The 15,566-nt window shown below is 33.8% G+C and carries 14 protein-coding genes and 1 pseudogene; 11 read left to right on the top strand and 4 right to left on the bottom strand.

Annotated elements, in window-relative coordinates; translation table 11 throughout:
• Window positions 1-57 precede the first annotated feature (57 nt).
• Both HUE87_RS03540 and HUE87_RS03535 read left to right on the top strand, forming a co-directional pair.
• Window positions 58-408 (top strand): killer suppression protein, encoded by a 351-nt coding sequence (locus tag HUE87_RS03540; RefSeq protein ID WP_194367365.1) that lies wholly within the window; start codon window positions 58-60, stop codon window positions 406-408.
• Entirely contained in the window at window positions 401-1,474 is a 1,074-nt protein-coding gene (locus HUE87_RS03535) for a HigA family addiction module antitoxin (RefSeq protein WP_194367364.1), read from the top strand. The genes HUE87_RS03540 and HUE87_RS03535 overlap by 8 nt, the downstream gene beginning before the upstream one ends.
• Before the next feature lie 337 nt (window positions 1,475-1,811).
• On the opposite strand, the pseudogene HUE87_RS12900 reads toward HUE87_RS03535, so the two are convergent.
• Window positions 1,812-2,637 (bottom strand): annotated as a pseudogene (locus tag HUE87_RS12900) (IS30 family transposase).
• A gap of 349 nt (window positions 2,638-2,986) precedes the next feature.
• Between HUE87_RS12900 and HUE87_RS03525 the strand changes: the two are divergent.
• Both HUE87_RS03525 and HUE87_RS03520 read left to right on the top strand, forming a co-directional pair.
• Window positions 2,987-3,265, top strand: coding sequence for a NifU family protein (locus HUE87_RS03525; RefSeq protein WP_194367363.1), 279 nt, complete (start codon window positions 2,987-2,989; stop codon window positions 3,263-3,265).
• Between the two features lie 169 nt (window positions 3,266-3,434).
• Complete coding sequence (locus HUE87_RS03520) at window positions 3,435-4,331, top strand: 4-(cytidine 5'-diphospho)-2-C-methyl-D-erythritol kinase (RefSeq protein WP_194367362.1); 897 nt, start codon at window positions 3,435-3,437, stop codon at window positions 4,329-4,331.
• A gap of 97 nt (window positions 4,332-4,428) precedes the next feature.
• Here the strand turns inward: HUE87_RS03520 and HUE87_RS03515 are convergent, their stop codons facing one another.
• Entirely contained in the window at window positions 4,429-4,803 is a 375-nt protein-coding gene (locus HUE87_RS03515; RefSeq protein WP_194367361.1) for a winged helix-turn-helix transcriptional regulator, read from the bottom strand.
• Window positions 4,804-4,929: 126 nt separating this feature from the next.
• Here HUE87_RS03515 and HUE87_RS03510 point away from each other — a divergent pair, with 126 nt between their 5' ends.
• From HUE87_RS03510 to HUE87_RS03500, 3 genes are all read left to right on the top strand, one after another.
• Entirely contained in the window at window positions 4,930-6,075 is a 1,146-nt protein-coding gene (locus HUE87_RS03510; RefSeq protein ID WP_194367360.1) for an iron-containing alcohol dehydrogenase, read from the top strand.
• A 12-nt stretch (window positions 6,076-6,087) separates the two neighbouring features.
• Entirely contained in the window at window positions 6,088-6,687 is a 600-nt protein-coding gene (locus HUE87_RS03505; protein WP_194367359.1) for an NAD(P)H-dependent oxidoreductase, read from the top strand.
• A gap of 978 nt (window positions 6,688-7,665) precedes the next feature.
• On the top strand, window positions 7,666-10,545 hold the full coding sequence (locus tag HUE87_RS03500) for a choice-of-anchor O protein (RefSeq protein ID WP_194367358.1): 2,880 nt from the start codon (window positions 7,666-7,668) through the stop codon (window positions 10,543-10,545).
• Between the two features lie 127 nt (window positions 10,546-10,672).
• Here HUE87_RS03500 and HUE87_RS03495 read toward each other — a convergent pair whose 3' ends face one another.
• Window positions 10,673-10,975 carry a c-type cytochrome gene (locus HUE87_RS03495; protein WP_194367357.1) on the bottom strand — a complete coding sequence of 101 codons (303 nt, stop codon included), beginning with the start codon at window positions 10,973-10,975 and terminating at the stop codon, window positions 10,673-10,675.
• Window positions 10,976-11,141: 166 nt separating this feature from the next.
• Here HUE87_RS03495 and HUE87_RS03490 point away from each other — a divergent pair, with 166 nt between their 5' ends.
• From HUE87_RS03490 to HUE87_RS03475, 4 genes are all read left to right on the top strand, one after another.
• Window positions 11,142-12,494, top strand: coding sequence for a hypothetical protein (locus HUE87_RS03490; RefSeq protein ID WP_194367356.1), 1,353 nt, complete (start codon window positions 11,142-11,144; stop codon window positions 12,492-12,494).
• A gap of 16 nt (window positions 12,495-12,510) precedes the next feature.
• Complete coding sequence (locus HUE87_RS03485) at window positions 12,511-13,830, top strand: hypothetical protein (protein WP_194367355.1); 1,320 nt, start codon at window positions 12,511-12,513, stop codon at window positions 13,828-13,830.
• A 79-nt stretch (window positions 13,831-13,909) separates the two neighbouring features.
• Complete coding sequence (locus HUE87_RS03480; protein WP_194367354.1) at window positions 13,910-14,281, top strand: hypothetical protein; 372 nt, start codon at window positions 13,910-13,912, stop codon at window positions 14,279-14,281.
• Window positions 14,282-14,310: 29 nt separating this feature from the next.
• Complete coding sequence (locus HUE87_RS03475; protein WP_194367353.1) at window positions 14,311-14,730, top strand: hypothetical protein; 420 nt, start codon at window positions 14,311-14,313, stop codon at window positions 14,728-14,730.
• Between the two features lie 3 nt (window positions 14,731-14,733).
• On the opposite strand, the gene HUE87_RS03470 is transcribed toward HUE87_RS03475, so the two are convergent.
• The gene (locus tag HUE87_RS03470; protein WP_194367352.1) at window positions 14,734-15,522 is read right to left on the bottom strand and encodes a response regulator transcription factor; all 789 of its coding nucleotides are present in this window, start codon (window positions 15,520-15,522) and stop codon (window positions 14,734-14,736) included.
• Between the last annotated feature and the right edge of the window lie 44 nt (window positions 15,523-15,566).

The raw sequence follows: 15,566 nt of genomic DNA, 5'->3' as shown, positions 1-15,566 counted from the left end.
TATCAAAATTAAAAATAATGAACCAATTAGGTTAATGAAAATAAAAAGTATGCTACAATGGTAATAGAATTTTCCTCAACAAAACTTCAAAAAATTTTTGAAGATGAACGCAAACTTTTAAAAGAAATGGGTAAAAAAAGAGCCAAAAAAATTAAAATTAGAATGACTGAATTCAGAGCTGCAGATAGTTTACACGATTTTTGGCCACCAAAATCTGGACCATCAAGGTGTCACGAGTTAACAGAAGGAGAAGAAACAGGAAAAAAACTTTCCGTTGATTTAGATCATCCATATAGGTTGATATTTGAAGTAGATCAAGAACCAATTCCAATTAGGGAAGAAGGTGGCTTAGACTGGAAAGTAGTTAAACAAATAAAAATAATAGGAATCGAGGACACACATGAGTAATTTAAATAGTACATATGAACCAAATTACATTGTAACTCCTGGGGATGTATTAGATGACTATCTTGATGACTATAGCATGTCACAAGTAGAATTATCTGAAAGAACAGGTCTTGCAAAAAAAACAATCAATGCAATAATTAATGCAAAAGCTTCGATTAGTACAGAAACAGCTATAAAGTTTGAAAAAGTTTTGGGTCGGCCGGCACACTTTTGGAACAACTTAGAATTGCTATACAAAGAAGATCTTGCAAGACTTGAGGAGAAGAAGAGTCTTTCTGCTCAGGTTGAATGGCTGAATAACTTTCCTTTACAGGATATGATTGAGAAAAACTGGATTGGGCTATACGAGGATAAGTATAAGCAATTAAAAGAAGTATTAAAGTTTTATCGAATAGCATCTATTGATCAATGGGAAAACATTTGGGGTGAATATCAAGTAGCATATCGAAAATCGAAGAAAGTGAATGAATTTTCTATCTCTGCATGGCTACAACAAGGAGAAATTGAAGCACAAAATATTGAGTGTCATTCATTTAATAAAAAGCAATTTCAAAAAACATTGAAAGAAATTAGAAGTTTAACATTGTTAAAACCTGAACAGTTTATTCCACGTCTCATAGAGAGTTGTTCTCAAGTTGGTGTAGCGGTGGTTTTTTTACCCGAACTTAAGGGTACTGGTGTATCAGGTTGTACAAGATGGATTGGCGATAAGGCAGTTATCCAATTAAGTTTACGATATAAAAGTAATGATCAATTATGGTTTACTTTTTTTCATGAAGCTGGTCATATTATTAAACATGGTAAAAAAGAAGTGTTTCTTGAGGGTAATGGGATGAATGATGAGAAAGAAAACGAAGCTAATGAATTTGCCAAAGAATTTCTAATCCCAGAAAAAAAATTTCAGAAGTTTCTTGAGAACTGGGATGGAAGAGCATTGCAACCAATAAAAACATTCGCAGAGAGTCTTGGCATTGCACCTGGTATTGCTGTTGGTAGGCTTCAACGAGATGACTATTTACCATATTCTCATGGTAACAGATTAAAAGTTTTTTATAAATGGCAATAACCAATAGCATGCAAAATTCAAATTAATTTTTATAAACAATATTTCCGTCTATTTAGCGGTATATTTTACAAAGTAAAACATTATTTTACATAACTATATAGAGTACACTTTTAAGTTAAATGCCACTAGTGAGAGATTATTACTTATTTTTAAATACTAAATAAACTTTTGAAGGAGCGGATGTTTTGTCTCCAGTATCCGGAGCCATACACTTTCAAACCCCTTAATACCGAACTTTTCAACTGATTTATTTAGCTATTGTGCCCTTTTGTAACCACTATATATTTCCAAAAAAAGAAGTTCTTGCGCCAATTCAAACAGTAAGTGCAACACCTAGTTAAACTGCTGCATAAGATTTCGTAATTGTATCGAAAAACACTTCTGCTGGAGTTTTGTAATTTAGTACATTTCTTGGTCTAGCATTTAACCTATTCTGAACTTCAACAATTTGCTCATCTGTGATATTTTTAAACTCAGTCTTTTTTGGAAAATATTCTCTAATAAGACCATTAGTGTGTTCATTCAAACCTCTTTGCCATGACTGATATGGATTAGCAAAGTAGAACTCCATATCAAGAGCTTTGGCTATCTCTTCATGGTATGAAAATTCTTTTCCATTATCGCTCGTAATAGTGAGAGCATGAGCTTGGACTGGTTTGAGTAAATGAATTATTGCATCCATTACAACTCTAGCTTGTTTAGCTTCTACTTTTTTTATTAGAGTAAACACGGTAAGAAGCTAATCTTTTAGTGTACTTCTTATTTTTATGCCTGAGATATTTGTAGAGGTTGCCACCACTTCGTTTATTGTGATAAATATATTTGTATATAGTCTCATGACTTACTGGTCTAATATTATCAAGTAGCATTCGTCCACTTATCTGTTCTGGACTCCAGCCTTCTCTTATACATTTTTTTATATAGCTTGTATGCTTCTTTGTAAGTCTTCTATTCTTGGTTTTATATTGATACCTGAGTCTTGCACTTATTGTGGCATTTACGGCGTTGTACTCATTGTTATCAAGTGAGTTTCTTCTTAGCTCTCTTGATACTGTTGAGTGATGCACACAAATATTATTTGCAATAGCTCTTTGACTCAACCCTTCTTTTATTAGAGCTTCTATCTGGTATCGTTCTTTCATGGTTAACTGCTTATAAGACATAGATTTCCTTATCTTTGGTCGGATAATTAATCTTACACTTTTTGCAGTTAACCTTCTATATTTACCCGCCTATTGAATTTTAAGAGTGTTGCACTTTAAACTTGAATTGGCGAAGTATATCTTTGGAACACCCCCTGTTTAAGAGACAATATAGCCTGATTCTTTATACTCAAAATTCATATTTATCAATACTTTGATAATGTAAGTCGTAGATTTGTTGCAGTATTTGAATTAAGTTTTAAAGTAATAATGTAAAATATTGCTATGGTTGGTATAGAATATTTATTGTGTATAATTAGTTAATAAAAAATTTAGAGATAATTAAATTTAAAAAAACAAGGATATTATTATGGAGAAAAGTGAAATAGGATTTGAAAGTATGAGTGTTGTCCAAAAAATAAATGCTATTGATGTAGTCATAGATGAAAAAATTAGAGAATTTCTACAAGCAGATAATGGAGATTTAGATTTCATTGATCTTAAAGAAACGAATGGATTAACTGATGTTTATATTTCGTATGTGGGAGCTTGTGGTTCATGTGAAAGTTCTGGAGGAACTCTGAGATCAATAACAAGAATTTTGAATGGACAACTTGAAACTGATACTATAAGAGTTTATGTAATTTAATATTGTAATGAAATTAGATTTTAGAAGATATATAGCTTTTTTGAAAGCTATCTCAGCCTTACATGTTTTTCATTAAGCATTTTCTTTTTATTGCGTTAGGATATATATTTACCCTAACCTCCATCTTTTAGTATAATACTCATATAATTTCTAGTAGAAGGTTTTAGTAATGGGTGGTTTTGCTGGTGGAGATGAGGGTGGATATTGGGATATTGATACTCTTCCTACCTCGACGGATAAACAAAATAACAACAAGTCGAAGAATACAAATAGGGGAAAACCCTATATAGAGACTAGTGATTCAGGCTACAGTATCAAAGCTCACGCAAAAATAAATATATTTCTAAAAATTACTGGGTATAAAGATGGATATCATACCCTACTTTCTCGTGTTATGCGTGTAGAAAAGTTGTATGATACTATAAGCTTTGTGCCTTGCAAATGTGAAACCTTTACAATTGAAGGGTGTGATGAGATCCCTTTAGAGTCAAATACAATTTACAAAGCATTTGCGGCACTCAATGACTTTTCTGCCGACTCAGACATTTTAGATTTCTTTTATGAACATAAGGTTGTAGTGACTAAACGTATTCCTTCTCAATCAGGTCTAGGAGGAAGTTCTTCTGATGCGGCAGCCTTTATGCGCTTGGTTAAGGGGGTGTGCAACCTCATACTAAGTACTGATGAACTAGCAAAGATAGCGAGTACTATAAGTCCTGACTTACCTTTTTTTATCTATAATTATCCCTCTGCAAATGTTTCGGGTTTTGGAGAAATTGTTGAGCCTTTTGAAGAGGAACCACTCCATTTTGAACTCTATGCACTGGACATAGAATGTGACAAGAGTCTCCTTTACAAAACATTTAAAAAACATTTATTAGCTAATGTTTCTTTGTCTTCATTTTTTGGTTGGGACAAACTAGACTCAAAAAGCATTTTAGACCTCATCTCAGACCCTATCATCCTTAATGACCTTTATTCTTCTTCTCTACTTGCTTATCCAGACTTAAGAAAAGAAGCCATTGAGGGTTGGTTTTTCTCTGGTTCTACTTTTTTTAAATATTAGAGTCAGTGTCGTTTCGGTACACCTTTCATTAGTAAAATCTTTTTACTCCATGACGTAATCTATAAAAATTGCTACAAATATAAATACTAATTTTTTATTAGTTCTTAGAAAGGTTTACTTCACAAGTGTTTTCAGAAGTAATTGTTCCGTGCTCTTTAACATACTCTATGCCCCAGTTGAACATACTCTCTAAAACGGATCTTAGTTTTTGACCTATGGGAGTAAGTGAGTAGACAACCTTTAGTGGCACTTCTGGAAAGACTTCTCTATGAATGATGTTTTTACTCTCTAGCTCTTTTAGTTTTACCGTTAAAGTTTTTTGAGTTATTTCAGATATCTCTTCACTCAACTCTTTAAATCTTTTATCATTGTCTAGTAGATGCCAAATGATGCTTAGCTTCCATTTGTCATTGAAAATGTCTAAAGTAACTCCAACCGAGCACTTAAACTCTTTGTCGTTTATTACATACATACTAATCCTTCTGTCGAAATTATAACCTAAATAAAATAAAATTCCGTTACACACATAAATTACTGTAAGGGATATTTAAGTTCACAGATGTATAATTTTTGCTGAACATTAAAAAGGATAATAAATATGAATGATTTTATGTACTACAATCCAACGAAAATAGAGTTTGGTAAAACAAAAGAGAATAAAATAGGTCAATATATAAAAGAGTCCAATATTAAAAAAGTTTTACTTGTAACCGGAACTGGAAGCATCAAAAAAAATGGTTTGTATGAAAAAATCATCTCCTCTCTAAATAAGTACAATATCGAGTATGAAGAGATAGATGGCGTTGTGAGTAATCCTCTCCTAAGTCGCGTTAACGATGGTATCAAAATCGCAAAAGAGCACAAGATAGAAGCGGTACTTGGCGTTGGTGGCGGAAGTGTAGCTGACTCAGCTAAGGCAATAGCGGTTGGCGCTAAATACGAAGGTGACGTATGGGACTTTTTCATCAACAAAGTTCAAATCACCGAGGCACTTCCAGTTTTTACGGTAATGACTCTAGCAGCAACAGCAAGCGAGATGAATGGTAATTCTGTAGTGATGAATGATGAAACACAGCAGAAGTACTCAATTGCTTCAGTGTTAGTAAACCCTGTCGTATCTGTGATAAATCCAGAGCTTATGGCGACGGTTTCACAAGAGTATTTAGCATATTCAGCAGTTGATATTATCGCTCACAGCATAGAAGTTTATTTTACGGCTACGGATCATCCAAACTTTAACTCTCGCATAGTGGAGTCAATCATAAAAACGGTTATAGAGACAACGGAAGCCTTATTGGAAAATCCTAATGATTATGACGCAAGAGCTGAATTTGCTTGGGTGGCAATTCAAGCGCTAAATGGTCTAACTCCAGCTGGAACTGCAGGGGGAAGTTTTCCTAACCACATGATAGAACACGCTCTTTCAGCTATCTACAATGTAGCTCATGGAGCAGGTCTTGCAGTCGTTATACCAGCTTGGATGAAGTGGCATAAAGAACAAAACATCAAACAATATACAAGATTTGCAAAAGAGATTTTTAATGAAAATGATGCAGATAAAGGTATAGAGCTTTTAGAAGCTTGGTTCGCAAAAATAGGAGCACCAGTAACTCTTCAAATGATAAACATACCAAGAGAAGGAATAAAAGCATTAGCAACAAATGCCAATGCCCTAGCAGGTCTATGGGGTATGGATGAAGCTTACTCAGTGGAAACTATAATTGATATATTAGAAAAAGCATAAAAGGAGAAGAATATGAAAAATGTACTTATCATAAATGGACATCAAAAATACGAAGACATTGCAGAGGGTAACTTAACAAAGATGTATATTGATTCTGCTAGTGAATTTTTTGAGCAGAATGGTTTTAGCGTAAAACATAGTATAGTTGAGAGTGATTATGATGTGAAAGAAGAGCTACAAAAGTTTGCTTGGGCTGATTACATTCTTTTTCAGTATCCTGTTTACTGGATGGGTGTTCCTTGGATAACTAAAAAATATATTGATGAGGTTTTTTCTACGGGTGTAAATACTGTAACATATATAAGTGATGGAAGAAGTAGAGAAGATACTTCTAAAAAGTATGGCAATGGTGGACTGATGCAAGGCACAAAATACATGCTAAGTCTTACATATAATTGTCCTACAAGTGAATTTTCTAATAATGATGGTTTCTTTGATGGTTTATCTTTGGATGAAGCAAACATTGCTACGCATAAAACCTTTCAGTTTTGTGGAGCAGAGCCTTTAGAGACTTATTCTGTACATGACATTTTTAAAGGTGACTTGGATATGGATAGTGAATTGAAAATATTTAATGCTTTACTAAAGAAAAATTTTATAGACAATAAATAGACTAAATTAGTTATTTAAAATGCGAGCTTTAGAAATCGTTACATGTATAAAATGCTGGTTACAATGCTTAACACTGATAAAAGTGGAGATTCAATACTAGATGTCTATTTAAAAGACTAACTTTTTATTTTTCTGAATAAATGATACTCACCATTATTAATAGTGTTGTCTAGCATAATATCAGGCATTAACTTACAATTATCCAACCACCTGTAGGACTAATCATCTATAAAGTATCATTGTTCCTTAATTTATCTATTTTATGTATACCATTTACTTACGATAAATTGCAGATATATTTAAATACTTCTAAGCTAGTGCAGATGATGATTAATGAGAAGAAAAATAAAGTATATATACTACTGTGACCACAAAGAACAATATTCAAGCAACTTTTTCAATATTCAGTGTCGTTTCACTACACCTTACTTTAGTAAAATCTTTTAATGTCCATGTCTTTCTACATGTAGAAAATTATAGTTACTAAGTTTCACTCTGCAACCAGTAGTAAAGTGGGACTTTTGTGCGATAAAAATTGGGATAATTTAAAAGATTGTTGATTTGATTATTTAATCATTATAATCTTTCATTTGATGAATAAAAATGTGTCTAGTTTATAAGTGGTCATTCCATCTATCCATTTTTATTTTCATCTCTATAATCGCTATAGGTGCAGAAGTATGTGCGAATAATAGAATTAAGTTAGCAAAAGAGTATTGCAATAGTTTCTGTGTATTACTAAATGTAAATAGCAATTTATAAATAGAGTTTTTGTTCATCCTAAAACTTTACTCTAATTTATAACTTTACTTACTCTATAAATTTTCCCATCTTAATTTCATATAATATTTAGAAAATACAACCTTCTCACCCATTAGTGTGATGTAATGATTTTAAATTTTTAATATTATTAGATGTTGATAATAAATATAAATAGTTTTTTTATATTTATTAAAATATTCTGGGAGGAATAAGGTTATGAAAACAAAACTCATAAATTCGCTAGCTGCAATCGTTGCAATAGTGGGTATAAGCACCTTAGTTGGTTGTAGTAGTTCCGGTAGTGATGGAACAGATGCCACAGTAGCTGACACAGCGGCTGTCGTATTGGAGGGGACTTTCGTTGACTCTCATGTAGTAGGGTTAAACTATAAGGGTACTCTAACAGGAAAAACCGATGCGAGTGGTCATTATTCATTCGTTGCTGGCGATCAAGTAGAGTTTTTGATTGGAACAAGTATTTCACTTGGTAGCTTAGCTGCATCAGTAGACCCTGTATCTCCACTTGATTTTTTTGGTGGAACTAAATCGGTTAATGATCAGGAAGTAAAAAATCTTCTTGTCCTATTGCAGTCTCTTGACACGGACGGTGATGCAACAAATGGAATTCAAATTCTTCCAGAAGCTGTTACAGCACTTGAAAACACTCTGGTAGCAGATGGAAAAACTCTTACAACAGTTGATTTCACTACGATGAGCTCTGGGGAACTTAAAACTACCCTAGATCTTGTAGTAGCAGCAACACCTTCTCCTTATGATGATGTTGTCACAGAAGGTGAAGCTACAGAACATTTTTCTGAAGTTATGAGTGGTGACATTACTGTACGAAAAAATATTTCTCGTACTCCTATGGAAGGAAGTTCTGGTCACAGGATTACCAAACTTCTTACTATAGTTGATTCACAAACCGCAAGCGGTGATATTAATTCAAGTGTTCAGACTCATCCGCTTCTTATAAGCTATGCCGATCAGATACTTGGTGATTTTGAAATGGGAACTGGTAGTGCGCAAATTGGTGATCCAGAACATATCAAGGATGCATTTGTCTCAATATCATTAGATGGTGGAGAAACATGGAAAGCTAAAAATGTTTCTGATACTGCACAAGACTCTTCTATTGATGTAGACTATTATGGAACTGGAAGTGCCGTTGCTTTCAAAGGACACTCTTATAGACCTATAGTTAAAGCAGAAGGTAACAATATTTTAGTTGCATGGCTAGATAAATATTGCCCTAAACAAAATCCATTTAAGATTGATACAAACGTAACTGCTGACTTGTATTTGGTAAATGGACCTCAAGGTACAATTGACTACGAGGGGGCAGAAACATTGGGTGATGTTGCCTTAACTAATATGCATGAAGTTCCTTTTAATTGTGTTTGGACTACACGTGGTGTTTTTGAAGAAACTAACTCTAGCATAACTTGGCATGACCCAATGCAACTAACAAGTGGTCGCCGTGATGCAAATAAGCTGACTATTGACGCTAATGAAAACGCATTCGTTTTAGCTTGGCAAGAAGATCCAACTGGTCTACGTCCTGGTAAAGGTGCTGGTCCTGGTGATGGATGGAGTGGTGCAAGTACGAATCACAAAACAGATATTTGGTACAGCTATATTGCTAATGCTGGTTTTGGTGATATTAATACTACTGTCACATCTATAAAACCAAAATCACTATATAGTTTGTCTATGCCGGTACCAATCACTGATAATGCGGTTTGTAATAAAACTAAAGTTGATGCAAATACGTCTGCACCATACTGTGCCGATATGTGTGCTAATAACGGATTTTTAGATGACAACACTTCTAATGATGATCAAAAATGCTACAGTAGTTATAATGATCCAATTCTTGAGTTATATGCAACCGTAGACAGCAATCTTAGTGTACCACTACAGCTTCTAAATGGAGACACAGGGGCATCTCGTGCAGTTATTGGCCTATTTGGCACAACTGTAGTATTTGGTTATGAGGAAACTAAAGGTATGGCAGAAAGCCTACCGGGTATACCAAACTCTGACCCTGACGCACCAATCATAGATCCTGAAGATCAGGGGAAAGTGGCATATTTTGAAAGTTTCGAGTACAATAATCCAGTTACTGTAAGTCCGGGTAATATTATAAATCCTCTTAGACCTAACGAAGCAGATGGAAGTATGGTTCTTGAGAATGTGCGCCGTCTTACACTTATTAGACAAGTTGATTATGACAAAGCGATGAATCCTGCTAACGATGCTGAGTACCCTTATAAATTTGGTATACTTTATAAATCAGGTGTTGAAACTCAAGGTGAATCATCGGATATGTACCTACGCCTAGCTACTGGATATGATTATGCATCATTCGACGATAACATTAGTTGGAACTTGAGCGCGCATACATCTGTTATTGATGGAGTAACTGATGGAGGTGAAGATATAGTGGTTGACTCGACATGGACTCCAGACAATATTAATGACAACACATGGGATAATCTTAGTGAGAACACTTTTTCACCTCGTGGTTTCCTTCGTGGAAGAGAAATATATGTAGGATACGAATACACAAGATCATGGAGAGTGACTCAAAATGGGCATCTTCCAAATAACTTTCATGTGATTCGTTCAATGGATAATGGTGTAACTTGGCTTGAGCCGTTTGATGTTTCGCAAATCGTTACAAACAATACTTCTACTTTAGACCCACGCTTTATAGCTACGGCGGAAGAACTAGTAGGAAGTCCTCTTGCTTCTGATATATCAAATCCGAATGTTATGTTTGTAACTTACGGAACCTTTGACTTAGGCACTGGTTTAGAGCTAGACTTATTTGTTTCTCGCTCAACAGATAAAGGTGAAACTTGGGAACAAGTAGTATCTAATGCTGATGAGAATCTTACGATTAATGAAGCAATAGCAAAAACAGAAGCTGAAGAGAAAGAAGTTCAAAATATTGCAGCTCCAAATGGCAAAACTTTATTTAGCGTATGGTTACAAGAGCTAGATCCAGCTCATACTGACGCTAGCATACCTGATTACCTTTACGGAAGTGATATCTGGGCTCAACGTAAAGATTATAACTCTACGGATTAATTTTAATTCGTAGCCTACTGTGGAGGCAGAAGCTCATTTACTATGAACTTCTTCTTCCGCTACATATATGAATATACTTTCCTCACTTATTTAACAATTACCCCTATTAAGTAGATAATAGTTATGGTTACTTTAGTTTAAAAATATAATTTGAAAGTGTCGCAATATCTTCATCGCCACAAACTGTTCTTAGTTTTGTTCTATGCATTTTTATATACATTTTAGACATCGAACTTGAGCCATCAACAATATTTTTAAGCTTAGAAAACAACACTTCTTCGCTCATTGTTATTAATTGCGTAGAAGAATTAAGAGCTTTTTTTTCACCTTTACTTCCATGACACATTACACAACTCTTAAACACCTCATTACTTTCTACAGCCAAGAGACTAAGAGAACTAGCTATTATTAGCCCTACTATTTTTTTCATCATTTTTCCTTTGTTTTTATTGATTATTGAAGTTTATAAGACTTAAGCTTAAAATATTATATAACTATAAATATTATTATTTGTAGTTATATCACCCTTTTGTGTGATTTATAATCTTTTTTTGTGTTGTATAATTATTTTAAATTTTATAACAAAAGGATTAATAATGAAGCGAATACACTTTTCTATCTTTATTCCTTATCTCTTAATTTTCATCATTTTTATTGATGATTTGCATGCAGTTCCTGGTTTTGCAAGGCAGACAGGATTGGAGTGTATGATGTGTCATGCAAGCAACCAAAGTAATCTAAATGCCTATGGACGTGATTTTGCCCGCTCTGGATATACTATGAGTACACAAAGTGGTCCTCAGTCTCTTATTGTAGGTAAGGATCTTGGGCTATCGACAGTACTAAACGTGTCATTAATGCTAAAAGCAAGATATGACAAAAGCGTTGGTGCAATAAACGGAAAAGGTAGTATCTCAGAAACAGCAGATGGTGAGCCAATAGACAGTAATCGAGGTATGCATGAAATATTTAAAACTTCAACTATCAATATTGCAGGAAAAATAGCTGACAATGTTGGTTCTGTCATGGAACTACGTGAAAAAGAGGGGAAAACAATTTTTGGTGGTAAAGTAGTATCATCATTCGAGACCGGAGATGCTTACTCTGGCTTTTCAGTATATTCAACTAATAATTATGGTCCATTTACAGGTATGGAATCTTATAGCACTGGACTATATAAGCCTCTTCGTCAATTTGAAAATCATAAACTTACAAATGCCGCCCAAGCTGCTGACTTAGCAACAGGAGCAGCAACAGGAATCCAAGTTTTTTATGCGGGAGAAAATCTATTTCTAACAGTTGGAACATATGTACCTATGCATAATACCGATGGAATAGATTTGGGTGCTTCAATGATTCCTTTTGCTCGTATTGCTTATGAACAGCCAATTGGTGATATGAGGCTTATTATAGGTGCCTATGGTATTAGCGGTTCCACTAAAATTAGTAATACTATTCTTGATACAGAACTTTCTGGTTATGTGACTAGAGAACTAATAGAACTAAAGAAAGAGGCTTATGGAGTTGATTTGCAACTAGAGGGTGATATTATGTCAAAGCACACCCTATTGACCATCAATGCTGTCTTAAAAAACAAAACAACATTGGATAAACCATACCTAATGAACTATATTACCCCCAGCCCCAAGAAAACTATATATGGCGAACCAGCTGATGCCGATATGGAAGCGTATTCCATTGAATTTGAATTGTATCCAACAAGTTCACTTGGTTTAAAGGTCTCATTTTTAAGCTTGGATGACAGTGGCCCACATACATTCGAGCTTGATAAAGTTGATGCGAAAGACAAAGATGCTTACACCTTTGGTTTTGATTATTCATTTCGTCAAAATGTAACGTTTACTATGGAATATTCCATGGTAAAACCAACAAGAATTGATATTAAAGATTACACTGACTTACTCTCAGTGTTAACTATCTCATTTTAAATTATAGGAGTACCTTATGAAAAAGTTAATGCAAAATTTATTTTTACTGTCAAGTATATTATTTTTTATGCTTCCCGAATCCGCTAGTGCCTTGCCAAGTTTTACTCGTCAAACTGGTAAGAGTTGTACTGTTTGCCATATTCAAAACACGCCAAAGCTAAACGGCTATGGTCGTAATTTCTCACTTTCTGGTTATGCTAATTACAACAGTAATAGTGAAACACAATCACTGATAGAAGGCGCTGAAGTAACACTTGGCATGCCATCAGTTTTAAATGTATCTGCTGTGTTAAAAGCACGCTATGTTAAAACTACAAACTCACTAGATATAAACGGTAGTTATGATTTAGGAACTGAGCGTGGCGAATTACAAGTTTTAGAAGGTTCTGGGCTATATTTTGCAGGACGCATAGCAGATAATATTGGTGGTATCATCTCAATAATAGGGGATCCTTCAACTGAAAATGATGTGGCATTAGGTGGTAAAGCGATTTTATCTTATCCAACTTTTAATGGGTTTGGTGGTATTTCTTTATACTCTACACAAATTAATGGTACTTTCTCTGGAATGGAAAATTTCAATACAGGTTTAAATGCACCGCTTAAACAGTTTGAAAATGCCTATGTTACAAATGCTGCTCAAGCAACAGGCATTGCTAACGGACCTGCTACTGGATTACAACTATACTATGGTGATAACAATTTATTTGCCACTCTGGGTGTAACAATCCCTTCGCAAAATAATGAAGGGATTGATGCTGGAGGAGCGTTAATTCCATTTGGGCGAGTCTCATACAACATGTCTGTATCTGATTGGAATTTTATGCTTGGTGCATACGGACTCGCCGGAGATGTTAAAGCCAGTGATCAAAGTTTAGATGGCGGACTTATCGATGGTGCAGCGAAGTTGATTAATATCTATAAAGAAGGTTATGGTTTTGATTTTGAGGCTACTGGCTCTATTTTAGATATGCAAACTATGACAACAATAAATGTTGTACTGAAAAATATTATTGATGTTACACCAATAAGTTCTCTTACAAGTACCAATTTACAACAAACAAACAACAGGGCAACATCTGTAGAGTTTCAAATTAACCCTATTTTGCCACTTGGGGTAAAAGTCGCTTATTTAAACTATAACAATAAGGATGAAACAGCGGTAACCAGAGAATTTGTTAAAGCTTATGACTTTAATGCCTATTCTTTTGGTTTAAACTATCTTGTAAGACAAAATATTACTCTTGATGCAGAGTATAGTTACATTGAACCTGATGAGCAAACATTGATAGAGAACTATTACGATTTTTATCTAGTTGCTACTCTTGCTTTTTAAGACTCTAATTTGGTTTATATGCTAATACTCTGCTTACAAAGTAGAGTTATACTTATACATAATAAAAAAAGGATTTAAGATGAAAAACAAACTTTTAGTAAGCGTATCAACGCTGTTGATTTTGAGTATTTCTGCAATAGCTGCAGATGGGGACAAGACGCAAGATATGTTGCAAGATAGACTACAGGATAGAACACAAGATAAGTTGAAAGATGGTACGCAAGATAGGCTGAGAGACAGAACTCAGGATAGGCTCAAAGATAAAAGCGGTGATGGATTGGGAAAAAAGATTAAAAATAAAAATAAAAATCAGTACCGATACAAAGATGGTGATGAATATAAAAAGAATGGCAAAAAGTCAAAAAAAGCCTCTAAGTTTGGTCCTGGCAACTCAATTAACCAAGGTGGCCGTAGTGGAAGTGGTGGCGGTGGCGGTGGTGGACGACGATAAAGGCATATAATAAAATATTAGGGGATTGTGTGTTAACAATTAATGACAATACAAAAAAGACTCTAAAGGACTCCCTTGTGCTCTATTATGACGCATTGAGTTGTGGTGATTTAATTAAATTATCTACCCTTATGACAAGGGAGTCTTATCTGATTACATTAGAGGTATTGGGTTTTAAACATGCATTTAGAAATGATGAGTTTAAAAAACTATTTAAAAATATTGATAGTGATGAGAACTCTTTGCAAAAAGTTGAATCACTCATCTCTAATGATTTAGCACATGAAAAAAGAAAACATTTGATTAATGTTATTTCATTTGAATCAAAAGGCACAGACAGAGTCACTGTTCACTACATAGAAGACACACATCCAAAAAAACAATACTTTTCTTTTTCAAGTGATGGTTGGAAAATAGACTACAAAGCTGGACGTAAAAAGCACTATTAATACTTAAATATCAGTACTTCTAATAACATTTCCTTTTAACTTATTACTTAACTCTATCTTGGAACTCACACCGTATTTATTGTAAATATTCTTCATGTGTGTTTTAAATGTATTAATTGATATTTCTAGTTCGTAAGCTACAGTTTTATGTGTTTTTCCTTGTAAAACACGATATGCTATTTGCTTCTCTCTTTCAGTTAAAAGATCCATTTGCTTATCTGCTTGAATACATTTAGAATGAAGAGTACGAACTTTACTATCATAAAAAGGGCGAATTAAAGTTTCAAAAGCCTTTGTCACGTCTGGTAAATTTTCATATATCATTATTGAATCATTACAAAAAAAATAAATAACAAAGCCTACTTTCTTTCCAATTCTATTACGTAATGGAAAGATACGTGCTTCTTTAAAGTTCATCTCTTTTTCAAATTCATATGATTTTGACTTTGATAAGGTAGATTCAAAAATCTCATAAATAGACTCTATCTTAATATATTCTCTAGAAGAACCAAATTTTAAACTACACTGCTCTATAAACTTATTTAATATCATGTCTTTTGACCTAAGTTTATACTTTCTTATTAAAGAAAGAAATTTCTTACTCTCTTCTAGCACTAATTCAATATTGACGTACTTACCATTTTCAAGACAAAAAGCAATGACTTCTGCACCACTCTTTTTTTTAAATATAGAAGTTTCTTTGCGTAAAACAGCTTTAATATCACGTCCCTCAATCACACAAGATTGTATAAATATGACTTTTTCCAACAACTCAATTTGATTAATTGTCATTATATAAAACCTTTTTTAATAATATAAAGCTTATTGTAACTATT

The organism is Candidatus Sulfurimonas marisnigri, from assembly GCF_015265475.1.
Lineage (GTDB): Bacteria > Campylobacterota > Campylobacteria > Campylobacterales > Sulfurimonadaceae > Sulfurimonas > Sulfurimonas marisnigri.
This window is presented reverse-complemented; position numbering and strand designations above follow the sequence as displayed.